The organism is Glaciimonas sp. OK215, from assembly GCF_057787885.1.
In genome coordinates this window covers 4,258,344-4,282,662 of record NZ_CM173544.1, presented here as the reverse complement: position 1 = coordinate 4,282,662, position 24,319 = coordinate 4,258,344, and the positions used below count along the sequence as shown (strand labels likewise).

Annotated in this window: 23 protein-coding genes and 1 pseudogene; 17 read left to right on the top strand and 7 right to left on the bottom strand. The window is 57.4% G+C overall.

Annotated elements, in window-relative coordinates:
- Positions 1 to 209 precede the first annotated feature (209 nt).
- The 5 genes from fghA to AC3CHX_RS19730 form a co-directional block, all read right to left on the bottom strand.
- The gene (gene fghA / locus AC3CHX_RS19750; RefSeq protein WP_488644876.1) at positions 210 to 962 is read right to left on the bottom strand and encodes an S-formylglutathione hydrolase; all 753 of its coding nucleotides are present in this window, start codon (positions 960 to 962) and stop codon (positions 210 to 212) included.
- The gene (locus AC3CHX_RS19745; protein WP_488629716.1) at positions 929 to 2,014 is read right to left on the bottom strand and encodes an IS630 family transposase; all 1,086 of its coding nucleotides are present in this window, start codon (positions 2,012 to 2,014) and stop codon (positions 929 to 931) included. The genes fghA and AC3CHX_RS19745 overlap by 34 nt, the downstream gene beginning before the upstream one ends.
- A gap of 404 nt (positions 2,015 to 2,418) precedes the next feature.
- The gene (locus AC3CHX_RS19740; RefSeq protein ID WP_488629715.1) at positions 2,419 to 3,297 is read right to left on the bottom strand and encodes an outer envelope protein; all 879 of its coding nucleotides are present in this window, start codon (positions 3,295 to 3,297) and stop codon (positions 2,419 to 2,421) included.
- A 252-nt stretch (positions 3,298 to 3,549) separates the two neighbouring features.
- The gene (locus tag AC3CHX_RS19735; protein WP_488629714.1) at positions 3,550 to 4,473 is read right to left on the bottom strand and encodes a LysR family transcriptional regulator; all 924 of its coding nucleotides are present in this window, start codon (positions 4,471 to 4,473) and stop codon (positions 3,550 to 3,552) included.
- A gap of 29 nt (positions 4,474 to 4,502) precedes the next feature.
- Positions 4,503 to 5,834 carry a nucleobase:cation symporter-2 family protein gene (locus AC3CHX_RS19730; RefSeq protein WP_488629713.1) on the bottom strand — a complete coding sequence of 444 codons (1,332 nt, stop codon included), beginning with the start codon at positions 5,832 to 5,834 and terminating at the stop codon, positions 4,503 to 4,505.
- 457 nt (positions 5,835 to 6,291) lie between these two features.
- Here AC3CHX_RS19730 and AC3CHX_RS19725 point away from each other — a divergent pair, with 457 nt between their 5' ends.
- From AC3CHX_RS19725 to AC3CHX_RS19710, 4 genes are read left to right on the top strand one after another with little or no spacing between them, the layout of a single operon-like run.
- The gene (locus tag AC3CHX_RS19725; RefSeq protein ID WP_488629712.1) at positions 6,292 to 7,260 is read left to right on the top strand and encodes a PDR/VanB family oxidoreductase; all 969 of its coding nucleotides are present in this window, start codon (positions 6,292 to 6,294) and stop codon (positions 7,258 to 7,260) included.
- A gap of 21 nt (positions 7,261 to 7,281) precedes the next feature.
- Entirely contained in the window at positions 7,282 to 8,334 is a 1,053-nt protein-coding gene (locus tag AC3CHX_RS19720) for an aromatic ring-hydroxylating dioxygenase subunit alpha (RefSeq protein ID WP_488629711.1), read from the top strand.
- A gap of 13 nt (positions 8,335 to 8,347) precedes the next feature.
- Complete coding sequence (locus AC3CHX_RS19715) at positions 8,348 to 9,355, top strand: xylose isomerase (RefSeq protein WP_488629710.1); 1,008 nt, start codon at positions 8,348 to 8,350, stop codon at positions 9,353 to 9,355.
- A 55-nt stretch (positions 9,356 to 9,410) separates the two neighbouring features.
- The gene (locus AC3CHX_RS19710) at positions 9,411 to 10,523 is read left to right on the top strand and encodes an S-(hydroxymethyl)glutathione dehydrogenase/class III alcohol dehydrogenase (protein WP_488629709.1); all 1,113 of its coding nucleotides are present in this window, start codon (positions 9,411 to 9,413) and stop codon (positions 10,521 to 10,523) included.
- Positions 10,524 to 10,786: 263 nt separating this feature from the next.
- On the opposite strand, the gene AC3CHX_RS19705 is transcribed toward AC3CHX_RS19710, so the two are convergent.
- Positions 10,787 to 11,617 carry a pirin family protein gene (locus AC3CHX_RS19705; protein WP_488629708.1) on the bottom strand — a complete coding sequence of 277 codons (831 nt, stop codon included), beginning with the start codon at positions 11,615 to 11,617 and terminating at the stop codon, positions 10,787 to 10,789.
- A gap of 51 nt (positions 11,618 to 11,668) precedes the next feature.
- Positions 11,669 to 12,250, bottom strand: a complete 582-nt coding sequence (locus AC3CHX_RS19700; protein WP_488629707.1) for an NADPH-dependent FMN reductase — start codon at positions 12,248 to 12,250, stop codon at positions 11,669 to 11,671.
- A 190-nt stretch (positions 12,251 to 12,440) separates the two neighbouring features.
- On the opposite strand from AC3CHX_RS19700, the gene AC3CHX_RS19695 reads away from it, so the two are divergent.
- The 13 genes and pseudogenes from AC3CHX_RS19695 (at position 12,441) to queE (ending at position 24,273) form a co-directional block, all read left to right on the top strand.
- The gene (locus tag AC3CHX_RS19695; protein WP_488629706.1) at positions 12,441 to 12,815 is read left to right on the top strand and encodes a winged helix-turn-helix transcriptional regulator; all 375 of its coding nucleotides are present in this window, start codon (positions 12,441 to 12,443) and stop codon (positions 12,813 to 12,815) included.
- A 466-nt stretch (positions 12,816 to 13,281) separates the two neighbouring features.
- Positions 13,282 to 13,869 carry an amino acid synthesis family protein gene (locus AC3CHX_RS19690; RefSeq protein WP_488629705.1) on the top strand — a complete coding sequence of 196 codons (588 nt, stop codon included), beginning with the start codon at positions 13,282 to 13,284 and terminating at the stop codon, positions 13,867 to 13,869.
- Positions 13,859 to 14,629 (top strand): annotated as a pseudogene (locus tag AC3CHX_RS19685) (alpha/beta fold hydrolase); the annotation flags it as partial. The gene AC3CHX_RS19690 and the pseudogene AC3CHX_RS19685, both read left to right, overlap by 11 nt.
- A gap of 96 nt (positions 14,630 to 14,725) precedes the next feature.
- Entirely contained in the window at positions 14,726 to 15,661 is a 936-nt protein-coding gene (locus tag AC3CHX_RS19680) for a flavin reductase family protein (protein WP_488644875.1), read from the top strand.
- A gap of 49 nt (positions 15,662 to 15,710) precedes the next feature.
- On the top strand, positions 15,711 to 16,766 hold the full coding sequence (locus AC3CHX_RS19675; RefSeq protein ID WP_488629704.1) for an LLM class flavin-dependent oxidoreductase: 1,056 nt from the start codon (positions 15,711 to 15,713) through the stop codon (positions 16,764 to 16,766).
- A gap of 17 nt (positions 16,767 to 16,783) precedes the next feature.
- Positions 16,784 to 18,256, top strand: coding sequence for an aldehyde dehydrogenase (locus AC3CHX_RS19670; RefSeq protein ID WP_488629703.1), 1,473 nt, complete (start codon positions 16,784 to 16,786; stop codon positions 18,254 to 18,256).
- A 12-nt stretch (positions 18,257 to 18,268) separates the two neighbouring features.
- Positions 18,269 to 18,583: an NIPSNAP family protein gene (locus AC3CHX_RS19665; RefSeq protein WP_488629702.1), complete on the top strand. Its 315-nt coding sequence runs from the start codon at positions 18,269 to 18,271 to the stop codon at positions 18,581 to 18,583.
- A gap of 50 nt (positions 18,584 to 18,633) precedes the next feature.
- On the top strand, positions 18,634 to 19,665 hold the full coding sequence (locus tag AC3CHX_RS19660; protein ID WP_488629701.1) for an ABC transporter substrate-binding protein: 1,032 nt from the start codon (positions 18,634 to 18,636) through the stop codon (positions 19,663 to 19,665).
- A 71-nt stretch (positions 19,666 to 19,736) separates the two neighbouring features.
- Complete coding sequence (locus tag AC3CHX_RS19655; RefSeq protein ID WP_488629700.1) at positions 19,737 to 20,621, top strand: ABC transporter permease; 885 nt, start codon at positions 19,737 to 19,739, stop codon at positions 20,619 to 20,621.
- Position 20,622: 1 nt separating this feature from the next.
- Positions 20,623 to 21,423, top strand: a complete 801-nt coding sequence (locus tag AC3CHX_RS19650) for an ABC transporter permease (RefSeq protein WP_488629699.1) — start codon at positions 20,623 to 20,625, stop codon at positions 21,421 to 21,423.
- Positions 21,420 to 22,505, top strand: coding sequence for an ABC transporter ATP-binding protein (locus AC3CHX_RS19645; RefSeq protein WP_488629698.1), 1,086 nt, complete (start codon positions 21,420 to 21,422; stop codon positions 22,503 to 22,505). The genes AC3CHX_RS19650 and AC3CHX_RS19645 overlap by 4 nt, the downstream gene beginning before the upstream one ends.
- A gap of 97 nt (positions 22,506 to 22,602) precedes the next feature.
- Positions 22,603 to 23,310 carry a GntR family transcriptional regulator gene (locus AC3CHX_RS19640; RefSeq protein WP_488629697.1) on the top strand — a complete coding sequence of 236 codons (708 nt, stop codon included), beginning with the start codon at positions 22,603 to 22,605 and terminating at the stop codon, positions 23,308 to 23,310.
- A gap of 327 nt (positions 23,311 to 23,637) precedes the next feature.
- A complete protein-coding gene (gene queE, locus AC3CHX_RS19635; protein WP_488629696.1) occupies positions 23,638 to 24,273 on the top strand; it encodes a 7-carboxy-7-deazaguanine synthase in 636 nt (211 codons plus the stop codon).
- The last annotated feature ends 46 nt before the right edge of the window (positions 24,274 to 24,319 follow it).

Sequence of the window (24,319 nt, the reverse complement as noted above, 5' to 3'; positions counted from 1 at the left end):
AACGCCGCAGCGGCTGTCATTGTTTTGCCTGGGCTCCTTGGACACCTAGTTTAGCCTATCCGGCCAAAGCCGGGCGCTCAAATAGCAATGACATAGCCTCGGAAACGGTATGGCTGATTACAGCCGGCCTGGTGGCTTCGATGATGTGAATGAATGTTTGTCCAGAGTGCCACCGGCTGCTTGGGACTGAAAGCTGTCATTTGTCGCGCTCAAGCCAGCGCGGTTACAGCTTCATGCGTCTTATCCGACAATGAATTGTAATGGTGCCGGAGATGATCTTCCATAAATGAGCTCACGAAGTAGTAACTATGGTCATAGCCGGCGTGTAGCCGGAAGTTGACTGTCTGGTTGAATTCACTCGCCGCGCCCGGCAAACCGGATGGCTGCAGCTGCTCCTGTAGAAATTTGTCGGCACCGCCCTGATCAATGAGTATCCGTCCTGGATAGCCACGTTGGCGGAACAATTCGGTCGCATCGTACTGGAGCCAGTCGCTCTGATTGGAACCTAGATAGCGCTTGAACGCGTTCTGGCCCCACGGGCATTGCATCGGATTTATCATCGGGGCAAAGGCTGAAACAGAACGAAAAATCTTAGGGTTGCGCAAAGCACAGACAAGGGCGCCGTGACCGCCCACCGAATGACCGGAAATGCCTTGTTGTTCGGAATCGACGCGGAAGTGTGATGCGACAAGTTGAGGTAACTCGCTGGTCACGTAGCTGTACATCCGAAAATGGGTTGACCAAGGTGATTCGGTAGCATCTACATAAAAACTTGCGCCAAGGCCGAAAGTCCAATCGTCCGCCTCACCGTCAATGTTTGCAGTTCGCGGACTCGTGTCTGGAGAGACGAGCGCCATTCCCAATGTCGAGGCTAACGCCGCGGCTTGGCCTTTTGTAAAGAACGTTTCTTCGGTACAGGTAAGACCAGCTAGTGTAGTGTTGCATTCTGTTTGCCGCTTAATCGGCTGTTTGCGCGAATCACTTTTTGTAGGATGTCGCGGGCCGTTGCGGTCCAGATGAATGGCTTCGGATTGGCGTTGTGATGAGCGACGTATTGCTCAATCGCTGCGGTCAATTCCGGCACACTGGTGAACACCCCGCGTCGGAGGCGATTCTCCGAAATATCTCGGAAGAACCGCTCCACCATGTTCAACCATGATGCCGATGTCGGCGTGAAATGCATGTTGAAGCGCGGATGTTTTTCGAGCCATGATTGCACGTTGGGATGCTTGTGCGTGGCGTAGTTGTCGCAGATAAGGTGCAGCGTCTTTCCCTTCGGTGTCTCACGGTCGATCTTGCGAAGGAAGCGTAGCCATTCCTCGTGACGATGGCGTTGCTGACATTGGGCGATGACTTGACCATCGAGTACGTTCAGCGCGGCGAACAGGGTGGTCGTGCCATTGCGTTTATAGTCGTGCGTCATGGTCGCTGCGCGCCCCTTCTTCAGCGGCAAGCCCGGCTGCGTGCGATCAAGTGCCTGCACTTGGCTTTTCTCGTCGCAGCACAACACGATCGCATGCTCGGGAGGCGACAAATACAGCCCCACTACATCTTCGAGCTTTTCGACAAATTTTGGATCGCGCGAAACTTTGAAGCCGCGCACAAGGTGCGGCTTTAAACCCTTGGCTCGCCAATGCCGAGATACGCTGGCGGCACTGACACCAAGTTCGGCTGCCATCTTGCGAGTGCTCCAATGCGTCGCAGTTTCGGGTGTGGTCTCTGTCGTCAGCGTAACCAAGCGGGCAACATCGACCTTCACCGGCGGTGCCCCGCGCGGCAGATCTCGCTCAATGCCCGACAGGCGAAATTGCGCGTAGCGTTCGCGCCAGCGCCTGACCTGCCCACGGTCCACGCCAAGTTCCACAGCAATGTCCTTGTTTTGCACGCCCTCGGCCGCCAGCAGCACAATGCGCGCGCGCAGCGCCAGCCTCACACTGGTGAGACCGGAGCGAATCAACGCCGCAAGTTCCGCATGCTCTTCGGTAGTCAACACAAGCTCGGTCGCAATTCGCACTGGCACTCTCCTATCAGATACGAAAGAATAGCCTTTTAAGTGCGTAATTTCAATACGAAGCATCAAGAATGAAACACTACACTAGGTAGTACAGTACCGGCACGCGACGGTATGCAGCCTGCGGCGGAAGATAAATTCCTAAGCGCATGGGAAGGCCGATTTTTTGTGAAGAATGCTTTAGAAAGACCTGAAGTCCGCCATGGCAGGCGCTGGCTGATAGAACTTCAAAGTTGGCGTGATTGTCGTCCGAAAAAGAGCGGGCTAGGTAAGGCTCGAGTAAAGAATGCATGATTGAGTTGTGCTGTAATGGAAAAAAACTGGGCTACTGCGTAGCAGTCGCCCAGCAAACACGAGACACCTAAAATTCGTTTTTTATCTAAAGCTATATCATGCGTACTTGCGGATCAGAAATGCACATCCGCCAAGAGGAGTGCTGTGTTCTGCGATGCCCCCTTGACTTTGGTATGGTCATCGCCATACTTGTTGCGCCAGTACTCCATTCCGAATCCCACTCGAACAAGCCCCTTGTGTCCGGCCAGCGCGCCGATGTCGAACATGATCTTCGGATGAATCAACAGCTCCGCCTTCGTGTCCGCACCAAACCCATCTTTCCCCTTCGGCCCGACATACGTCAGGTAACCCTCGAAGCTCGTTGGCAGCGCAGCGATTTGAAATGGAATGCCCCATGCGGACTCGATCGAATAGGTGCTGCGGAAGCTCACCTCGGTACCGACGATTCCGTTGTTGTTATTCTCTTTGTAATACAGCAAGGCGACATTAAAGTGTCCCGGCCCCGGGACATCGAAAAGTAAATTCGGCCCAATCACGACAGCACGCTTGCGGGACGCAAAGGCGTCGTTCTTGGTGCCCAGAATGAAGCCGGCATCAATCGCCACATCTTTTACCGGGCCGAAGGACAACGCCTTTGTCCCGGAAACCGCATTCAAGCTCAGGTTATGGCGATAGATGGCATAGGCTTCGGTTGCACCGGTATGGGAGTTGTTGGATGGGTCCTGACTGTTTGACAGCAGCATATCCACATTGAAGAAGTTGGTCCCGTACTTGTACCCGTCAATATGTGTGAACGAAATGACGTTCTTGCCGATTTGCGCCGGCTCTCCTTTATTGTTCAATACGCCCGGCTCGTGATAATTCGCGCCATAAGACCAGCCCAGCGACGTATCGCTCCAGTCGACGGCATACGCCGCGTGACTCACCGACAGAGCAATCCCCAACCCTGTCAACGCGACAGTCATGCCATGTACCCACCCAAGCTTCTTCATGTAAACCTCTCCTTTATTAAACGACTATGTAGCGCAGCACCAAGCACAGGCCGATATCCTCCACAGCTTCCTTGACAGGCAAGAAAGCCAGGCGGGTGATACCGAATATTTTTCAAATCAATCTTGCTCCCAGGGACGCCCTATATCTGTGCGCTGCCGCCCCACGCCGAACAGCATCAATACAAATGTCGCGACAACAGTTTCCCCTTGCATGAAATTCATGCTTTCCCTCCAGTACGTGTGTGAAAAAGATCAGGTATCAGAGCGCGCGATGGCATCCACTACGCATTCGCGCATTTCCCTGCACGCGGCCGACCGGTGGCTCCGGTCATGCCACAGCAGGTAAAACCTCATTGCCGGAAAAGGAATCGGCGACGGAATAATCTGCAGGGGAAGATCCGCGCCGTACTCCCCTGTAAAACGTTTGCAGGTCGTAAAGATCAGATCCGACTGGACCAGCAAATTGGGAATGTTGTTGAAGTAAGGCAATACAACCTTGACATTGCGCCGCAGGCCCATCTGCGCAAGATAGGCGTCAATCACGCCAAGCTGGTTGGCATTGACAGGGAACAGGCCCAGGTGATCGGCGGCAAGGTAATCGGCCTGACTGAAGCCGCCCTTCAGCACCGGATTGTTCTGCCGGGCCAGACAGACAATCTCATCCTCGAACAGCGGGTACAGGTGCAGATGTTCCGGTGGCGAACCCCAGTTTCCCACCATCAGATCGAGGGCGCCGCTCTCGAGCGATTCCTGATAGTCGAAGTCGAGCGACAGTGCGTGCACCTGGATCGAAGCGCGCGGCATTTTCTGCAACAAACGCGCAATGATGTTCGGAATGAAGCGGGAACTGATGTAATCGAGCGTCCCGATATGAAACTCGCGATTGATATCTGCGGCTGCCGGTATGGCTTCCGGCACGCAGAGTTGTTCCAGGTCTGCGGCAACGCTGCGGATACGCTCATAGAGTTCTGCCATCCTTGCGGTCGGCACCATGCTGTTGCGCCCGCGCACGAACAGGGGGTCGTTGAAAATCGTCCGCAGACGCGTCAGGCCTGCACTCACGGTGGATTGCGGTAGATTCAGCCTGGCCGCGGCGCGTGAAACGCTTTCCTCTTCCGTTACCGCAACAAGTACGCGTAACAGAAATCCGTCGAGTTGATCGCTGAGCAATTTCATGAAGCCTCCGGTCCCGGGACGATATCCGCTTACACCACAAGCGCGGACGCTGGTGCCGGCTGCCGGTTACGACGATTCAACACCGCATTGAGAACGATCGCGGTCACGCATCCGGTGGTGATGCCGCTATGCAGGAAGATTTTGACGGTGCCGTCGATCTTTGCATAGAACTCTGGCACCGCCACGGTAATCAGGCCGATGCCCAGGCTGGCGGCGATAATCAGTGGATTGTTGCCGTTGCCGAGATCTACTTTGGCAAGAATGCGCAGGCCGGTAGTGGCGATCATGCTGAACATGACAATTGCAGCACCACCCAGTACAGCGAGCGGCATCGAGGCAAAGACTGCCGCCATCTTTGGTACCAGCCCTAGCGCCAGCAGCAACACACCTGTTGTTGCCACTACCCAGCGGCTGCGCACACCCGACATCGCCACCAATCCGACGTTGGCATTGTAAGCACAGTACGGGAAGGTGTTCAGAAGGCCGCCGATCACCGTGGAAAGTCCATCGGCTCTGAGTCCGTTGGCGATCTCTTTATCGCCGATCTCTTTGTCGACCATTTCACCGACGGCAAAAAAATCTGCGGTCACCTCGGTGATGATGACCAACATGGCAACACACATCAACAATATCGAAAGCGGATCGAACACCGGAATCCCGAACGCCAGCGGGGTGATGACACCAAACCATGATTCGCCCACCACCTTTGAAAAATCCGCATGACCGAGCGCCATGGCAACCGCCGTCCCGGCCACCAGACCGACGAGGACAGCGGCATTGCGCAGCAGACCGCGCCCAAAGCCATACGTCACCAGCACCGTACCCAGCGACACCGCGGCGAGCAGCAGATTGGTTGGCGCTCCGAAGTCCGGTGCTTTTGGCGCACCGCCGGCAGCCCAGCGCACTGCGACCGGCAGCAACGATAGTCCGATCAGCAGGATCGTGGTGCCCATGACAACCGGTGGAAAGAAGCGCCGGATCTTACCGAAGAAGGGCGCAATCAGCATGCAGAAAAACCCGGCCGCGATCGTCGCACCATATACAGCTGGCATGCCATGTTCCTTGCCGATCAGGATCATCGGCGTCACCGCGACAAAACTGCATCCTTGAATCAGTGGCAGCCGAATACCGAACTTCCAGAAGCCGACCGACTGAATCAGCGTGGCGATGCCGCAGGCGAACAGGTCGGCACTGATCAGCATGACAACCTGCGCATGGCTGAGACCGATAGCGTTGCCAACCACAATCGGAATCGAGACTGCAGCCGCGTACATTACCAGCAAGTGTTGCATCGCCAACAGCAGGTTTTTTCCTGGCGGTAGCCAGGTATCCACCGGATGCAGTGTCTCTGAATGTTTCATGTTGATGTCTCCTTTGGTGACAGTGGAGGGACTTACCTCCCTGTGTTTTGTATTCCGGATAGTCCGGTGGTTGAATGCATATTGTGCTTATTCACCATGGGCTGCAACTGCTCCAGCGCACTTGTGCTTCGCAGCAAAACTTGTTGATTATTCCCGTTTGCACAACTTCAGCCTTGAACAAGATATATAGGGACTTTAATTAACATTTGTGTCGGCATCACTAAATGTGCAAGCGCAACAAATCTGCGCATTATCAGCTTTCGCAACTTCGGGAATTGACGAAGAATGGCCCGGACTAGTCCAAAAAGTTGAACTCTCTGCTGTTATCCGATTTAACGATTTCCAGAATCAACGGTATCCCGCTGCTTTCGCGCCAGAGGCTCCGTATAGTTTGAGCAGGCCTTGCAGCTACGGCCTCCCAGCCGATGACTGCGGCAATGTATCTCTGGAGAAAATTATGTACGAAGAATGGCTGGATCTCGACGTCACCGGAATCCGTGAACTGACGTCTGCGATCAAGGAGTTCGAACTGCGCGCGCCGGACCGAAGTGCACTTCCTGCATTCCGCGCCGGCGCTCACTTGCGCTTTATGCTGCCGGTCGATACCGGTGCAGTGGAACGTTGTTATTCGCTGATTAATGCGTCCGAGCAAAACGCGATTTATCGCATCGCCGTACATCGTGCGGCACAAAGCAAAGGCGGGTCGTCCTTCATGTGCGAACACGTCGTTGTCGGTACTCGCCTTCGAGCGCGTCCGCCCAAAAATGATTTTGCGCTGACCCCAGGCGGCCGCCATCACGTGCTGCTGGCTGGCGGCATCGGTATCACGCCGATCTTTTCGATGGCAAAAGCGCTGGCTGCCGCCAATCAGTCTTTCGACATCCACTACGTTGCCAGAACGCCTGAATCCATGGCCTACCGGGATGACATCACGGCGGCTTTCGACAACCGCGCGCAAGTCTATTTCGATCATGGCGATCCTTCCATGGGGATACCGCTGCAGCGGATATTGGCGCGTCCGGAAAATGGAACGCATGTGTATGTGTGCGGCCCACAGCCAATGATCGACAGTGTTCTCGCTACCGCACAACTACAGCGTTGGAGCGGCGACAGTATCCACTCCGAACTGTTTGCCCCGCCGGTCGCGGATCCCGGGGACAGCGCGATCGAGGTGACGCTTGCCCGCTCACGCCAAACGGTGCAAGTCCCGGCAGGCAAGCCGATTCTCGACGCGCTTCTCGAGCATGGATGCGACCTGATTTACGACTGCCGGCGTGGTGAATGCGGTATCTGTGCAGTGCCTGTACTGGAAGGCGTGCCAGAGCATCGTGACTATGCTTTGTCGGAAACGCAGAAGCGGGACAACAGCACCATGTGCATCTGCGTGTCTCGGGCTAAAACGCAACGACTCGTGCTGGATATTTGATTACTAAAAGGAGACAGGAATATGGAAATGATCAGGAACCGCTGGTATGCGGCCGCGCAGGGCCAGGAGGTCGGCCGACACATGCTGTCGCGATCTTTTTTTGGAGAAAAAACGCTGCTTTACCGCAAGGAGAATGGGGACGTTGCGATGCTGCTGGATCGCTGCCCGCACAAAGGAGCACCGCTATCCCTCGGTGAGTTGAAGGGCGATGTCGTCGCCTGTCCGTATCACGGCCTGGAATTTGATTGCTCGGGAAAGTGCGTGCGCATTCCCAGCCAGAGCGCGATTCCACCGACGGCGAAGGTCAAGGCATTTCCTTGTCTGGAGCGCTACGGCATCGTCTGGTTCTGGCCGGGTGATCCCGCCACAGCCGACGAGGCATTGCTGTTCCACTTCGAACATTACGGTGCGCCGGAATGGGAAGTGTTGCAGGGGCCGTACACCCACTTTCCTGCCAGTATCGAAAACATCCTGGACAATCTGGTCGATCCGGCCCACACGACCTTTGTGCATAAAAAAACCATTGGCGGTGCGGATGCAAGCGATGTGCCGCTCACCGTCGAGCAAAGCGGCGACACCGTTGTGGTCGGTCGCTGGATAGAACAGTCCGAGCCGGTTCCCGTCATGCGCAAGTATGGAAATTTTGCGGGCCTGATCGACCGCTGGCAGTACTACACCGTCTTCCTGCCGAACATCTCGCTGGTTGACATGGGCGCGGTCGATGCCGGCACCCCACGCGACGAATCTGCTCGCAACGCGCAGTATCGGACGCTGTCGTACGCAGCTCTGACGCCGGAAACTGGAGACACCACGCATTACTTCTGGTTCGTACTCCGATGCTTCGCGTTGGGCAACGAGCAAGTGTCGGACGACATGCGGCAGGCCTATATCGATACGTTCGACGAAGACCGTGCGCTGCTTGGCGCCATCCAGCGCAACTGCGACGACATGCTCGGGACACCGTTACGGCTAGTGATCGACAATGCCTCGATCCGATTGCGCAGAGCGCTCGAACGCATGGCAGACACCGAGGCGACTGCGCCCCGGACGAACGACATCTGCAACCATTCGTAATCAGGGGAACCCTATGCACAAACTACTACTTGGATGTAACGGGCGCGGAGCCCAGCATATCCCCGGAGCGCCACCGTCGATCGATGAACAGTTCCGCATGGTCAAGGCCAGCGGCGTCTTCGATTTTTTCGATCGCCTGCCGCAACCTGGCGAGGAAGCGGAATATCTGCGCGCATCGGAAAAACACGACCTCCCGATGCTGACAGGTTTGTGGACCTACACCGCCGGGCGCGATGAAGCCTTGTTGCTGAAAAACCTGCGATTGACCCGGGATTCCGGTGGCAAATGCCACAACATCATGCTGTTCCGCGACCATGCCGACGGCCACCCGATGAGCGACGCCGAAGTGGTGGCGTTCTATCGCCTTGCCTACGAGGAAGCGGCCCGTCTTGGCATCGACATCACCTTCGAAGTGCACATCTACATGTGGTCGGAAGACGTGCGCCGCGTCCTGTCGGTGGCGCAGCAGGTGCGTGCGGCCGGCATGCCGTTCAACTTCCTGCTCGACCACAGCCATGTGCTGATCAAGCTGGAAAATCCCGAAGAACAGGATCTCTGCGGAATCCGGGAAGATGTCGAAGCGGGACGGATGGTTCTCGATCCGTTCGAGTCTGGCAACATCGTGGATGCGTGGATTGCCGAGAACATGACACTGTGGCATGCGGTGCGTCCGGTCGCACCCAACGGCCCCCGCAATGCATGGGCGCAACATCCGGACGGGCGACTCGGGCGAGCCTGCCAGTACCCGTTCCTGCGGCCGCGACCAGGCGAATGGCATTCCGACTGGTTTGCGTACAAGCTCGAGCCTAGCAAGGAAGTGGTGCGAAAGGTCTTGCGCGCCCATCTTCAACATCAGAACAGCCGTTTGCGCTATATCACCACCGAGATCATCGACCTGCCGGACTACGGTGACGGCGCCCGCTATTCGTTATTCGAACACAGCGTCGCTCTGGCCCGCTGGATCCGTGAAACGGAGGCGCAATTGCGTGCAACCCTGCCTGCCGAATCCCTGGCGGCCTGATGACACGGCAACAGTCAGCAATTATCCATTACGCACAATTCACAAAGGAAACCACATGAAAGTCAGAGCCGCAGTCGCCTATCAGGCGGGGCAACCCCTCGTTATCGAAATGGTCGATCTGGAAGGTCCGAAAGCAGGAGAAGTCCTGGTGGAAATCAAGGCGACCGGCGTCTGCCATACGGACGAGTTCACCCGTTCCGGCGCCGACCCGGAAGGATTGTTTCCAGCCATCTTCGGGCATGAAGGCGCCGGTGTAGTGGTCGAGGTCGGCGCAGGCGTGACCTCGCTCAAACCGGGCGATCACGTCATCCCGCTGTACACACCTGAGTGCCGCGAATGCAAAACCTGCCTGTCGCAGAAGTCCAACCTGTGCACCGCGATCCGTAGCACCCAGGGGCAAGGCCTGATGCCCGACGGAACCAGCCGCTTCTCGATCAAGGGCCGCAAGATTCACCATTACATGGGTTGCTCCACCTTCGCCAACTTTACGGTGATGCCCGCCATCGCACTCGCGAAGATTCGCTCCGATGCGCCATTCGAAAAGGTTTGTTATATCGGTTGCGGCGTGACCACTGGCATTGGCGCGGTCATCAATACAGCAAAGGTGGAGCCGGGCGCGAACGTCGTGGTGTTTGGTCTCGGCGGCATCGGACTCAATGTGATTCAAGGTGCCCGGTTAGCGGGCGCCAACATGATCATCGGCGTCGATATCAACCCGCGTCGGGTCGAACTGGCGCGGCGTTTCGGCATGACGCATTTCGTCAATCCGAAAGACATGGAGGAAGCTGATCTGGTACCGCATCTGGTGGAGATCACTGGCGGTGGAGCGGACTATAGTTTCGAATGTGTCGGCAATACCAAACTGATGCGGCAGGCGCTAGAGTGCTGCCATCGCGGCTGGGGTGTATCGGTGGTGGTGGGCGTCGCCGGAGCCGGCCAGGAAATCGCCACGCGGCCCTTCCAGCTGGTCACCGGACGGGTCTGGAAAGGAACCGCATTCGGGGGCGCGCGTGGCCGGACCGATGTCCCGAAGATCGTCGACTGGTACATGGAAGGCAAGATCGAGATCGATCCGCTGATTACCCACGTCATGCCGCTCGAAGACATCAACCGGGCCATCGACCTGATGCACAGCGGTGAGTCGATCCGCAGCGTGGTGGTGTTCTAAACACGTAGCGGTGGGTGAGGGCATGCGCTCATCACCGTCAGCAATGGGTCGACTTCGGTCTTTGGCTAAGACGCAGTTCGGCCAAAACCTGCCCCCGCTCCTGTGGCACTAGTACTGGTCTGCATCGAGGCGGTGGGTCGGCGCCACAGCGCTGGCCTACTACCTTGTTGCCAGTCGAAGCTGCCGTTCGGAGCAGGTATCTTTTTCCCCGAGTCGGCCCCGGCCTGGTTAAGCTGGGCGCTATCGCTGGCCTGCCGGCGCGGTCAACGCCTTGTACGGATTGCCGAAATATACGCCTCGCCGTCAGTTAGTGCGGCGGGCGTCGTATGTACCGAGTAGTAACCGAGGACGAGATCGTGCTTGTGTGGGACGGCAGAGCCGAGAACGAATTCGGCGTCGGTCAGAGCCTCGATTTCTACCGCTTCGCTCGACGGTTCGAAAGCGGCGAAGTCCCCATGCCGCAACGCGTCGGGAACCGATATGGCACCCGATGCGATAGCGGTCCAGAGGATAGTGTGGCCCGTCGGCGGTTGGTAGCGCCAGCGCTCGCCGGCTTTCAGGCGCACGGCTAGATAATTGATGGATGAAGGGGAGTGAATGGCGCTGGATGCAGCACCGTAGCTACCGAGGAGGACACGCACAGGGCCGTCGACCTCAACCTCTTCGGGTGCTTGATAGATGCTTATGGTCGGACCCAATTCGAGTTCCGGGGGCAATGCGATCCAAAGCTGGAAGCCGCGCGTCCGGCCTGCCTTGTCCAATCCACCGTCGTGCCACATGCCGCGTCCGGCCTGCATCCATTCGACCCCGCCGGCTGGCAGCACGCCCTTGACGTTGTCCGGGTCTGTATAGCTGACGGCACCTTCTGTGACGTAAGTCAGCGTGGCGATGCCGGAATGCGGATGTAAGCCTCCATTGAAGGGCGGACCGTCGTGTTCAAACAGGTCGAGAAATACAAACGGCTTCAGAATTTCGCCTAAGTCGGACGGACTCATCAGACGTGTGACCGGGCCGTGCGTCCGTCCTCGCGTGAGCTGAGCAATGCGACGCACAGTGGCAGATGCAACGTGGGGGTATCTGGTAGGAATGGGCATTTTGTATCCTCGTAGTGTGTGGGGTATGCGGTTGCGCGTGCCGAAGCAGTATCACGACCGCTCGCGCGCCGTCTTCAGCGCTGCTGTCCACCAAAGCAGATCGTCGATCAGTTTCCCGGCGGGTTCCGAAAGTGCGGCTAGTCCGGCGTCGACATCGCCGCCCTGGAAGTGCGCCCAAAGGGTAGTGGCAGGGATATGTACCGCAGAGCGGACCGGGGCAAGTTGAAGTTCAATGGCGGTCTCGCGGAGTTGCTGGACGCTGCGCACGCCGGCAGTGCCGCCATAACTCACGAATGCCACCGCCTTGCGATTCCACTCTGGATAAACCCAGTCTATTGCGTTCTTCAGCACTGCTGCCGGGCCGTAGTTATATTCCGGGGTGACGAAGACGAAACCGTCGGCCTGCGCGATTTCGGCGGTCCATTTTTGAACGACTTCGTTCTGGTAAGGCGGGCGGCCGGGCATGGCCGGCGGCACTGGCTGGTCAAAGAAGGGCATCGGAAAGTCGCGCAGATCCAGCAGCCGCGTTTCGATGCCATCGCGCTGCCTGAGGTGATGCGCAATCCAATTTGCCGGTTTATCGGAAAAGCGGCCTTCGCGAGTGCTTCCAATGATCACGGAAATGACGTTCATTTGTTACTCCTTGCTGACAGTTGAGAAAGACCCGCTTGCTCCATCGAGCGCCAATGAGGATAGTCACGGGCACACAGCTTCATGCCTGGCAAAGAACCTGGACTAGGTATAAAACTGTTACCTAGCCTATTGTAGTTACCAGTGATAGGCTCTACAAGAAGGCACATATTTGATACCGGAGCACATAAAAGTGACTGTCAAGCTACCCGATCCTGCGAGCGAAGATTGCCGCGCCATCAGTTCCGTACTGGCGCGTGTCGGCGACAAATGGAGCGTCCTTATCATCGTCTTTCTCGGCGACGGGCCAAAACGCTTCAATGAGATCAAGCGGGCAGTGGGCGGCATTTCACAGAGAATGCTCACGCTTACGCTGCGAGGATTGGAACGGGACGGCCTGGTAACGCGAACGCAGTTCCCGACGATTCCACCTCGCGTGGATTACGAGCTGACCCATCTCGGGCACTCCTTGTGGAATGCCGTCGAACCGCTCGGCGTATGGGCACGAGGGCACGTGGCGCACATCATTAAGGCGCGTGCCGGGTTTGACGAAAAGATCGATTTGTAAGGATCGATGGAGACTGATTGAGCCGTAGCGCGTTTTGCGATGACGGAACAATGTCTTCACGACATTCGCGATCCGGCACATGTTGTCCGATCAAGTCACAAGTTATCGGCCATCAGCCACCGCGTTGGCGCCGGTCGCCTAAGCGGGCCACGCCGCTGCTCAACGTCATGGTTGAGCTGAAAATAAAACAGCGCAAGTCCTCCGCAAGCTATAAGTCCTGTCCCCCGTTGTTAAGAAATCCCGGCCGCCCGTATTTTGCGCCGCCAAAGTGAGAGTGCCCACGCGAGTCATTGTCATTTTTGTAGTTATTACACCATCACGGTTTAAGCAAAAGAGGTGAGCGGCACCTTCGCGCACCTCGAAAAATATTTTGGTATACCATAATACAAATGCGTTTACTTCTTAAATATGATGGTATACAGTAATACCGTAATACTTAATCTGACCGGCTCAAGGAGAATGCAAGATGGGACTCGAAATTCGTAAAGTTGTAACCTACATGGAAGAAACCCTGATCGAGGGTGGCAAGCAGGCGGGAACGCCGCTAAAACTGTTTGCAGCAGCAGTCGTGCTCAAAAACCCATGGTTCGGACGCGGATTTGTCGAGGACCTGAAGCCGGAGATTCACGCGATTGGACCAGTGCTGGGCGAATTGCTGACCCGGAAAATTATTCAAATGGTGGGGGCCGGCGCCGCTGTCGAGGCGTATGGCAAGGCCGCCGTGGTTGGCACGTCCGGTGAAGTCGAACATGCTTCGGCGCTGATCCATACCTTGCGTTTCGGCAACCATTATCGCAAGGCGGTGGGCGCCAAGAGTTTCCTCAGTTTCACCAATGTGCGCGGCGGCCCCAACTGCCCGGTCGCGATTCCGATGATGCACAAGGACGACGAAGGCATGCGCTCGCACTACCTGACCATCCAGTTTTCGATCAATGACGCACCGGCGCATGACGAGATTCTGGTGGCATTGGGAGCTTCGGTCGGTGGCCGGCCACATCACCGGATTGGCGACCGTTACCAGGATATGAAGGAACTTGGCAGCAATGAAGCCTGATCGCCTGTTGCCACAGCCGGTGAATACCGGCGTCGCCAACGGTACCGCGTTCACGGTGTATGGCGCGGGGCAGCCGTTGGTCTTCATCCATGGTGTCGGCATGGGCAAGGTGGTCTGGGCGCCCCAGATCGCCGCTTTTGCCGGAGAGTATCAAGTCATTGTGTATGACATGCTGGGCCACGGCGCGAGCAAGGTGCCGCCGGAAGGCGTCACGCTGCCAATGTATGCGCAGCAGCTGGCGGACTTGCTCGATCATTTAAAGGTCGAGGCGGCCATCGTGGTCGGTCATTCGATGGGCGCGCTGATCGCACTGGAGTTCGCGCTCCGCTATCCGGAGCGCACCACCAAAGTCGCTGCCTTGAACGCGGTGTATGCGCGTACCGCCGAGCAGCGCCGCGCGGTGCTGCAGCGCGCCGAAACCTTGCGTGAGATCGGGATTGCGGCGACCGTCGACTCCACCATGGAGCGCTGGTTCGGGACTGCGGTGCCGGCCGCGCTGACCGATGCGGCCGAGTTGGTGCATACACTGCTGCAATCGATCAATACGCTTGGCTATGCCAGAACTTACGACTTGTTTGCAAGCTCGGACCAGATGCATGTGCATAGTCTGCCTGGCCTGAAAGCACCGGCTCTATTCATGACCGGTGAATGCGATGTGAATTCGAGCCCGGAGATGTCGACAGCAATGGCGCAGGCGGCACCCAACGCACAACTGGTGGTTATCCCGGGAGAGCGTCACATGATGAGTCTGACCGCAGCCGCCGAGGTAAACCGCCATCTCGGCAGGTTTATCGGCACTAGAATGCCAGTAGAAGAGACAGCGCTGCAGACAACCGGCAGCAAGGAGACGCATGCCATGACCGCATCAATAGATACGCTGGAGTTTCGCAAGGCCCTTGGCTCATTTGTCACTGGCGTGACGGTGGTGGCAACGACCCAGGAAGATGGGACGCCGCGTGGCTTTACCGCGAATTCCTTCAGTTCGGTTTCGTTGACGCCGCCGCTGGTCTCGGTCTGCATCGGCAAGGTGGCATCGAGCTATCCGGTTTTTTCCGGCACTTCGCATTTTTCGGTCAGCGTGCTGGCCGAACATCAAAAGGACGTGTCCGGCGTGTTTGCTTCCAAGTCGCCGGACAAGTTTGAACAGGTGGCCTGGCATAAGGGCGCGACCGGCAGCCCGATCATGGACGGCGCTGCCGCCTGGTTTGATTGCGAAACCTATCAAGTCATCGAAGCCGGCGACCACATCATTCTGCTGGGGCAAGTAGTGGGCTTTTCGACTTCTTCAGCCAGCCCGCTCGGCTACTGCCGCGGCGGCTACCTGACCTTTAGCCTGTCGCAAGATGCACTGGCCGCGGCAACCAGCGCCCGCGTCGGCGCAATTCTGGAAAGCCAAGGCGGTATCGTCATGCTGGAGACCCCGGACCATGTGTTCCAGTTGCCGGCCGGCACCCGACTCGACCCGGCTTCTGATCCGACCAGTTTGCGCGGCGTACTCAGCAAGTTGAAGGTCGATGCGCAACTGGATTTCCTGTTTGCCGTATTTGAAGATGCCGGGGCAAAAGCCGGTGCGGTGCACGTGTATTACCGCGGCCAGGCGATCGGCGACTTGCCGCAGGATGGCGCGCTGCGGGTAGTGCCGCTGGACGCGATCCCCTGGGAGCGTTTGCAGGATGAGGCGGTCAGCGCGATGTTGCGGCGTTACGTGAAAGAACGCAGTGAAGACGCGTTTGGGGTGTATGTCGGCGACGCCAATACCGGATCGGTGCAGCCGCTGGCAAAACCGGTCTAGCGCACAAGCGGCATTTATCTATCGGAATGAATCAAGGAGATTACCAATCATGAAATTTTCACTGTTGCTCCATATAGAACGTTACAACAAGGAAAAATCACAGCGTGAGTTGTTCGATGAGATGACCGAGCTGGTGCAGATGGCAGAGGCCGGCGGATTCGAGACCGCCTGGGTCGGCGAGCACCACGGCATGGAATTCACCATCGCGCCCAATCCCTTCTTGAATCTGACCTATCTGGCGGCCAAGACCACCAACATCCGGCTCGGCACCGGCACCGTGATTGCACCCTTCTGGCACCCGATCAAACTGGCGGGCGAAGCCGGGATGACCGATCTCGCATCGAACGGCCGCCTGGATATCGGGATTGCGCGCGGCGCGTATTCGTTTGAATATGAACGGCTCCATCCCGGCCTGGATGCCTTCGGTGCCGGCGCACGTTTGCGTGAAATGGTGCCTGCCCTGCAAAAACTGTTCGACGGCGATTATGCGCACCAGGGTGAATTCTGGTCGTTTCCGACGACCACGCCGCAGCCGCGTCCGGTCCAGGCGCAGCCACCGCTGTGGGTGGCCGCGCGCGACCCGAATTCGCATGAATTTGCGGTCGCCAACAAATGCAATCTGCAGGTGACTTCATTGGCCGCCGGCGACGCCGAGGTGATCAGCCTGATGGAGCGATTCAACAACGCCTGCGCCGCCCATCCGGACATTCCGCGTCCGAAAATCATGATGCTCATGCATACCTTCGTCGGTGAGGATGAAGCGGAAGTGCAGGAAGGTGCCAGGGATCTGGGGACGTTTTATTGCTACTTCAGTAAATTGTTCAAAAATGCGCGTCCAATGGAGGAAGGTTTTATCGAGACCCTCAGCGCTGAAGATATTGCATCGTTCCCGAACTACACGCCCGAGATGATGCGCAAGAACCTGGTGATCGGCCAGCCGCAGCAAGTGGTGGAGCGGCTGAAAGCCTATGAAAGCCTGGGCTATGATCAGTACAGCTTCTGGATCGACAGCCATATGAGTTTCGAGCGCAAAAAGAAATCGCTTGAACTGTTCATCAATCAAGTCATGCCTGCGTTCAGCGCGTGCGTCAACACCACTCGATAGAACAGGAGTAAGGGGCTATGTTGAGACGATTTCAAAACTATATCGACGGTGAGTTCGAAGACGGCAGCGCGTCATTCGAAAGCGTCAATCCGGCCAGCGGCGCGCCCTGGGCCGTCATGCCGGCCGCTTCCGCAGCGGACGTGGATCGTGCGGTACGGGCTGCGCACCGCGCCTTCAGCGAACCGTCATGGGCTGACCTGACGGCCGGCCAGCGCGGCAAATTGCTGTACCGGCTGGCCGATCTGGTGCAGCAGCAGGCGCCCCGTTTAGCCGAGCTGGAGACGGCCGATACCGGCAAGATCATTCGGGAAACGCGCAGCCAGATCAGCTATGTGGCCGAGTACTACCGTTACTACGCCGGTCTGGCCGACAAGATCCAGGGCGCCCATCTGTCAGCCGATAAAGCCGATATGGAGGTGTACCTGCGGCGCGAGCCGATCGGCGTGGTGGCCGGGATCGTGCCGTGGAATTCACAACTATTCCTGTCTGCGGTCAAAATCGGTCCGGCGCTGGCAGCCGGTTGCACCATCGTCATCAAGGCATCCGAGGAAGGGCCGGCGCCATTGCTGGAATTTGCCCGGCTGGTGCATGAAGCCGGCTTCCCACCGGGCGTGGTGAATATTATTACGGGCTTTGGCGCTGACTGCGGCCGCGCTCTGACCAGCCACCCGTTGGTGTCGCGCATCGCATTTACCGGCGGGCCGGAGACGGCGCGGCAGATCGTGCGCAACTCGGCTGAAAACCTGGCTTACACCACCTTGGAGCTGGGCGGGAAATCGCCGGTGCTGGTATTCGACGATGCGGATGTCGATAGTGTTGCGAATGCGATCGTGGCCGGGATTTTTGCCGCCACCGGGCAAAGCTGTGTGGCGGGATCGCGCTTGCTGGTGCAGCGCGGCGTGCGCGACCGCCTGCTGGAAAAACTGGTGGCCAAAGCCAACGGCATCCGCATCGGCAATCCGCAGGATGAAGCGACCGAAATGGGCCCGCTGGCGACCAAACGCCAGCTTGAGCACATCAATAATGTGGTCGCGCGCAGCATCGAGGCGGGTGCTACCGTGTTGACCGGCGGCCAGCAGCCAGGCGGGTTTGGCGCCGGCTTTTACTACCAGCCGACCATTCTGGACTGTCCCGATCACCACATCCCGAGCGTGCTGGAAGAACTGTTCGGCCCGGTGTTAAGCGTAGTGACTTTTGACACCGAAAGCGAGGCGATCGCGCTGGCCAACAGCACCGAATACGGGCTCGCCTCCGGCGTGTTTACACGCGACCTGACCCGGGCCCATCGTCTGATCCGGGCGCTGCGCGCCGGCATCGTCTGGGTCAATACCTATCGCGCGGTGTCGCCGATGGTGCCGTTTGGCGGCTACAAGCAGAGCGGTCTGGGGCGCGAAGGCGGCATGGAGTCCGTGCTCGACTATACCCGTACCAAGTCGGTCTGGATTCGTACCTCGGATGAGCCGATCCAGGATCCTTTTGTCATGCGATAAGCGAGGGCGACCATGTATTACGAAATACGAACTTACCGGGTAAAAACCGGCACGCTGCCGACCTACCTCAAGCTGGTTGAGGAAGAGGGCATCGCATTGCAAAAGCGTTATCTCGGTGACTTGATCGCTTATTTTTATTCCGAAATCGGGCCATTGAATCAGATCGTGCATATCTGGGCCTACCCCAGCCTGGATGTGCGCGAACAGCGCCGCCTTGCACTCAGCCAGGATCCGGACTGGCAAGCATTTGCGCCAAAGATCCAGGCGCTGATGGAAGAAATGGAAAACAAGATCATGAAGGCAGCAGCGTTTTCCCCATTGCAGTAAACAATTGACGTTCTCAGGCTTGTAAAACTAGACCATATTGGAGATATAGCATGAAGAAATCGACTTTCCACTTTGCCCGCACCGCACTCGCTACTTGTGCGACTGTCCTGGCTTGCACCCCGGCATTGGCCGCCGAGCAAATCGTCTTCACCAGTTGGGGCGGTTCGACCCAGCAGGCGCAACAAAAATACTGGGCGCAGCCGTTTACGACCAAAACCGGCATCAATGTGGCGATGGATGGTCCGACCGATTATGGCAAGTTCAAGGCGATGGTGGAGAGCGGCAACGTCAACTGGGATGTGGTCGACGTCGAGGCGGATTTCGCTTACAAGGCGGCCAAGGACGGCTTGCTGGAGCCGATCGATTTCTCCGTGGTGCCAAAGAAGGATCTCGACCCGCGCTTCGTGGATAAATTCGCGGTTGGCAGTTTTTATTATTCGTTCGTACTCGGCTACAGCAAAGATACCTACAAAAAAACCGAGCCGGCGACCTGGGCCGATTTGTTTGACCTGAAAAAATTCCAGGGCAAGCGCACCTTCTACAAATGGGCGGCACCTGGCGTACTGGAAATCGCCTTGCTGGCGGATGGCGTTGCGGCTGACAAGCTGTACCCGCTGGATCTGGATCGTGCGTTCAAAAAGCTCGACACCATCAAGAGCCAGATCGTCTGGTGGAGCGGCGGTGCGCAGTCGCAGCAGTTGCTGGCTTCCGGAGAAGCGCCGCTCGGCATGTTCTGGAACGGCCGTCTGCATGTCCTCAAGCAAAGCGGCGTCAACGTCGGCACTTCCTGGCAGCAAAATCTGACCGCAGCGGATATGCTGGTCGTGCCTAAAGGGGCCAAGAACAAGGCCGCGGCGATGAAATACCTGGGAATGGCGACCAGTCCTGAAGGACAGGCCAAGTTCGCTGACGAAACCGGGTTTGCACCGATCAACCTGAAATCCGAGGCCTTGATGCCGGTCGCAGCGGTGAGCGGCTTGCCGACCAGATTCACCACTGGCCAGATCAATCTGAATATGAAGTACTGGTCGGACAACCGCGAGGCAATCGCCAAGCGCTGGTACGCGTGGCAGGCGCAATAATCATTGAACCTACCTCGGGCCCTGTAGCGCTTGCATGCAGCGACCCGGTCACTTGTTGAATAGGAGTTGTCATGTCAACTGCATCGGGCGCAATCGCCGCCCCCGCACAACAGCGATCCAGGCTGGGGGCAAGGTTTCGCGGCATCAAATTATTGCTGCCGACCTTGTTGCTGCTCACCATTTTTTTCCTGCTGCCGGTAGTTGCACTACTGCTGCGCAGCGTTCTGGAACCCACGCCCGGCATCGGGAATTATGCCGAGCTGCTTGGTTCTTCGACTTATCTGCGGGTGTTCGCCAACACTTTCCTGGTGGCATCGATGGTGACTGCCGTGACCTTGCTGTTCGGTTTTCCCATCGCCTGGCTGCTGGCGATTCTGCCGAAGAAGTGGAGTTCCCTGCTGTTTTCGATTTTGCTGTTGTCGATGTGGACCAACCTGCTGGCACGCACCTATGCCTGGATGGTGCTGCTGCAGCAAACCGGGTTGATCAATCGCCTGCTGATGCAGTGGGGCATCATCCACGAACCGCTGGCGCTGGTGAACAACCTGATCGGCGTCACCATCGGCATGACCTACATCATGCTGCCGTTTCTGGTGATGCCGTTGCACGCCACCTTGCGCGCGATCGATCCGTCCACCTTGCGCGCGGCCGCCATCTGCGGTGCGACGCGCTGGCAAGCGTTCTGGCGCGTGCTGGTGCCGCTGGCGTTGCCCGGCATCGTGTCCGGCGCCATGATGGTGTTTGTCATGTCGCTCGGCTATTTCGTCACGCCTGCATTGCTGGGCGGGCCGTCTTACATGATGCTGGCTGAGTTGATTGCGCAACTGGTGCAATCGTTGCTGAACTGGGGCCTGGCGGGTGCGGCATCGTTTGTGCTGCTGGCGATCACCCTGAGTCTGTACGCCGTGCAACTGCGCTATTTTGGCGGCGTGCGAACCGTTGACGGAGGGCGCTGAGATGCTACTTGATTTCGATCGTTTGGGTTCCTGGCGTTGGGTCCTGGTCAGCATCGGCGTGCTGGTGGTGCTGTTTTTGCTATTGCCGATCATCTTCATCGCCGCGCTTTCTTTTGGCGATTCGCAATGGCTTATTTTCCCGCCGCCGGGCTGGACCCTGCACTGGTATCAACTGTTGTTTACCGACTCAACCTGGATTGACGCCTTATTCAACAGTGCCAAGGTTGCCATCATGGTCACCGTGTTGTCCGTCGCACTCGGCTTGCTGGCCTCGCTGGCGCTCACCCGCGGCAAGTTCGTCGGGCGCAATTTGCTGCAAATTTTTTGCATGACGCCGATGGTATTGCCGGTGGTGGTGCTGGCGGTCGCGCTGTATGCATTTTTCCTGCGGGTGGGCCTGAACGGCACCATCACCGGGTTTGTGCTTGGCCATTTGATCATCGCGCTGCCGTTTTCCATCATCACCATCAGCAATTCGCTCGCCAGCTTTGACATCTCGCTGGAAGAGGCGGCGCAGATCTGCGGCGCCAGTCCGCTGCAGGTGAAATTGCGGGTGACCTTGCCGTCGATTCGTCTGGGCTTGTTCGCCGCTGCCATTTTCTCTTTCCTGGTGTCCTGGGATGAGGTGGTGCTGTCGATTTTTATGGCGAGCCCCACTTTGCGCACGCTGCCGGTACTGATCTGGAGCACGCTGCGGCAGGACCTGACGCCTGTGATTGCCGCAGCGTCCACATTATTGATCGGCCTCACCGTCGTCATGATGCTGCTTGTTTCTCTGATTAAAAAAGGTAAATCGTCATGAATAACGCATTTCTGCAGATTCGCGGCCTGAGAAAGAGCTACGACCAGGTTGTGGCCATTGATCGGGTCTCGCTGGACATCAAGAAAGGGGAGTTCATGACCTTTCTTGGCCCTTCCGGTTCGGGAAAAAGCACCACTTTGTACATCGTGGCCGGTTTTCAGGAACCGACCGAGGGTGAAGTGTTGCTGAATGGCAAAGAGCTGCTGTCGACGCCGCCGAATCTGCGCAATATCGGCATGGTGTTTCAGCGCTATACGCTGTTCCCGCATCTGACGGTGGGCGAGAACGTCGCATTCCCGCTGCGGGTGCGGCGCCAGCCTGAAGCAAAAATCAAGGCCAAGGTCGACCAGATGCTGGAACTGGTGCATCTGGCCGACTATCGGGACCGCCTGCCGGCGCAAATGTCCGGCGGCCAGCAACAGCGGGTAGCGATTGCGCGTGCGCTGGCTTACGATCCGCCGGTGCTGTTGATGGATGAGCCGCTGTCGGCGCTGGATAAGAAACTGCGCGAAGAACTGCAGTTCGAACTGCGCCGGATACACCAGGAAACCGGCGTCACCATCCTGTATGTGACGCACGATCAGGAAGAAGCGTTGCGCTTGTCGGACCGGATTGCGGTATTCAATCAGGGCCGGATCGAGCAAGTCGGCAGCGGCGAGGAACTCTACAAGGCACCGGCTTCGCGCTTTGTTGCCGGCTTTGTCGGCAATTCGAATTTCATGCCGATCAAAGTGGCAGAGGTCGCTGGCGATATCACCCGCGCGGTGCTGCCAAACGGCCATGTCGTCGAAGGCGGCACGGCCAGCCAAAAACTGGCGAGCGGCAGCGCCGGCACCTTGATGCTGCGTCCTGAACAGTTGCGCATACAGCCGCTTTCCGGCGCGTCCGATCAGGCCGGCCTGGCAGTCATGATTCGCGACATGACGTATCTGGGCGACAGCATGCATTTTTCGGTGCAGACGCCGTGGCAGCAGCAAATCGATATTCGCATCCCGATGCAGGTGCAGGACGGCCACAAGCTGGCGATCGGTACACAGGCGATGATGGATTGGGATGTCCGGCATGGTCGGGTGTTTGCCTAACCTGCGCATCCGTTTTTATGTGCACGACTTGATTTATGACGCATTTGTTGCCACACTGCGCGCCAAAGCGGAAGCGCACATATAGAAGAGGCGATGTATGAACCCCAAGGCTAACTCGATCAAAATAGAACGCACGGTCAAAACCCTGCGGGAACTATCTCTGGAAAAAATGCGGGAAGCGATCATCAACGGTTACTTTTTGCCTGGACAGCGCCTGATCGAGAGAACACTCTGCGACGAGCTGGGCGTCAGCCGGACCATTGTGCGCGAAGTGTTGCGGCATCTGGAAACGGAAGGGCTGGTGGAAACCGGCTCGCAACAGGGACCGGTGGTGGCCACGCTCGACCTCAGCAAGGTCGCGGAGATCTATGAGATTCGCGCGCTGCTGGAGGGGCACGCAGCCCGAGCTTGCGCGGTGTTGGCCAGCGATGAAGTGATCAGGCAGCTGGATGACTTAATTGGCAAAATAGAAAGCGCGTTCGGCGAGCATGACTTTCAGGAAGTGATGCGGAATACTTCCGAGTTTTATGAAGTGATGTTTATCGGCGGCGGGAAAACCACCTCATTGGAAATCGTGCAATCGCTTAACGCACGCATTAACCGCCTGCGTGCAATGACGATTAGTTCCAGCGGTCGGGGTGCCGATGCGGTGTCGGAAATGCGCGCGCTTCTGGATGCGATTGCGCATCACGATCCGGACAAAGCGCACGAAATGTCGGTCGCGCACGTGCGTCGGGTGGCCGCTATCGCTGCCGCAAAACTACAGGAGGCGAGTCAGGTCAAGCAGGTTGCCGAGGCAGGTTAGGCGTCGCTCGCAGACGCCATAAAGAGTAGGGACTTGCTGGAAAGTACGGTGTTCCCGCCGATTGGGCGCTAGCTCCATACAACGGGAACGGCCTTTGTACGCTAAAATGGCGGGTTCAGGCTGAATTTGCTCATAGATACCCCTCGCAAGCCGAGTCCATCTCGCGCGCCAGCAAAAGCGGTCATTTCCTGACGCTAAAAACAACGGTAAAACAGAGTGTGCTTCCGTTGCCGGACCGCATATCAGCAGCCCTGGCCTGAAAAATCAGCGTAAATTAGAACAGTGCGATCATTACGATCAATCACCAGCCATCTTGCGAGAAGCACCGTGACCTACAGCATCAAAGAAATTTTTTATACCCTTCAGGGCGAAGGGACACATGCCGGGCGCCCGGCGGTATTTTGCCGCTTCAGCGGTTGCAATTTGTGGACCGGACGCGAGGAAGATCGCAGCAAAGCGATCTGCCAGTTCTGTGACACCGATTTTGTCGGCACTGACGGTGAGGGCGGCGGCAAGTTCAAGGATGCCGAGGCACTGGCGAATACCATCAACGTATTGTGGCCGACCACTTATACCGACAGCAAATTTGTAGTGTTCACCGGCGGCGAACCGCTGTTGCAACTGGATACAGCATTGATCGCCGCCATGCATGCGGCAGGCTTTGAGATTGCGATTGAAACCAATGGCACGATAGAGGTGCCGGTTGGCGTCGACTGGGTTTGCGTCAGCCCGAAAATGGGCTCGCTGCTCAAAGTGCATAAGGGAAACGAGTTGAAAGTCGTGATTCCGCAACTCGGGCAATCGCTGGCGACATATGAAGCGCTTGATTTCGATCATTTCTATTTGCAGGCGATGGATGGGCCGTTGCTGGCGGATAATCTGCAACGTGCGATTGAAACCTGCAAGCGCAACCCTAAGTGGAAGTTGAGCTTGCAGACGCACAAACTTCTGCAAATCCCTTAAATCCACCTCTGAAAACCTGTTGCGCGACCCGATCTTGAGGTTGCGA

Bases quoted from the DNA above. Each gene is read 5' to 3' on its own strand.
- AC3CHX_RS19740 (WP_488629715.1), bottom strand. From the start codon at position 3,297: ATGAAGAAGCTTGGGTGGGTACATGGCATGACTGTCGCGTTGACAGGG.
- AC3CHX_RS19735 (WP_488629714.1), bottom strand. From the start codon at position 4,473: ATGAAATTGCTCAGCGATCAACTCGACGGATTTCTGTTACGCGTACTT.
- AC3CHX_RS19730 (WP_488629713.1), bottom strand. From the start codon at position 5,834: ATGAAACATTCAGAGACACTGCATCCGGTGGATACCTGGCTACCGCCA.
- AC3CHX_RS19725 (WP_488629712.1), top strand. From the start codon at position 6,292: ATGTACGAAGAATGGCTGGATCTCGACGTCACCGGAATCCGTGAACTG.
- AC3CHX_RS19720 (WP_488629711.1), top strand. From the start codon at position 7,282: ATGGAAATGATCAGGAACCGCTGGTATGCGGCCGCGCAGGGCCAGGAG.
- AC3CHX_RS19715 (WP_488629710.1), top strand. From the start codon at position 8,348: ATGCACAAACTACTACTTGGATGTAACGGGCGCGGAGCCCAGCATATC.
- AC3CHX_RS19710 (WP_488629709.1), top strand. From the start codon at position 9,411: ATGAAAGTCAGAGCCGCAGTCGCCTATCAGGCGGGGCAACCCCTCGTT.
- AC3CHX_RS19705 (WP_488629708.1), bottom strand. From the start codon at position 11,617: ATGCCCATTCCTACCAGATACCCCCACGTTGCATCTGCCACTGTGCGT.
- AC3CHX_RS19700 (WP_488629707.1), bottom strand. From the start codon at position 12,250: ATGAACGTCATTTCCGTGATCATTGGAAGCACTCGCGAAGGCCGCTTT.
- AC3CHX_RS19690 (WP_488629705.1), top strand. From the start codon at position 13,282: ATGGGACTCGAAATTCGTAAAGTTGTAACCTACATGGAAGAAACCCTG.
- AC3CHX_RS19680 (WP_488644875.1), top strand. From the start codon at position 14,726: ATGACCGCATCAATAGATACGCTGGAGTTTCGCAAGGCCCTTGGCTCA.
- AC3CHX_RS19675 (WP_488629704.1), top strand. From the start codon at position 15,711: ATGAAATTTTCACTGTTGCTCCATATAGAACGTTACAACAAGGAAAAA.
- AC3CHX_RS19670 (WP_488629703.1), top strand. From the start codon at position 16,784: ATGTTGAGACGATTTCAAAACTATATCGACGGTGAGTTCGAAGACGGC.
- AC3CHX_RS19665 (WP_488629702.1), top strand. From the start codon at position 18,269: ATGTATTACGAAATACGAACTTACCGGGTAAAAACCGGCACGCTGCCG.
- AC3CHX_RS19660 (WP_488629701.1), top strand. From the start codon at position 18,634: ATGAAGAAATCGACTTTCCACTTTGCCCGCACCGCACTCGCTACTTGT.
- AC3CHX_RS19655 (WP_488629700.1), top strand. From the start codon at position 19,737: ATGTCAACTGCATCGGGCGCAATCGCCGCCCCCGCACAACAGCGATCC.
- AC3CHX_RS19650 (WP_488629699.1), top strand. From the start codon at position 20,623: ATGCTACTTGATTTCGATCGTTTGGGTTCCTGGCGTTGGGTCCTGGTC.
- AC3CHX_RS19645 (WP_488629698.1), top strand. From the start codon at position 21,420: ATGAATAACGCATTTCTGCAGATTCGCGGCCTGAGAAAGAGCTACGAC.
- AC3CHX_RS19640 (WP_488629697.1), top strand. From the start codon at position 22,603: ATGAACCCCAAGGCTAACTCGATCAAAATAGAACGCACGGTCAAAACC.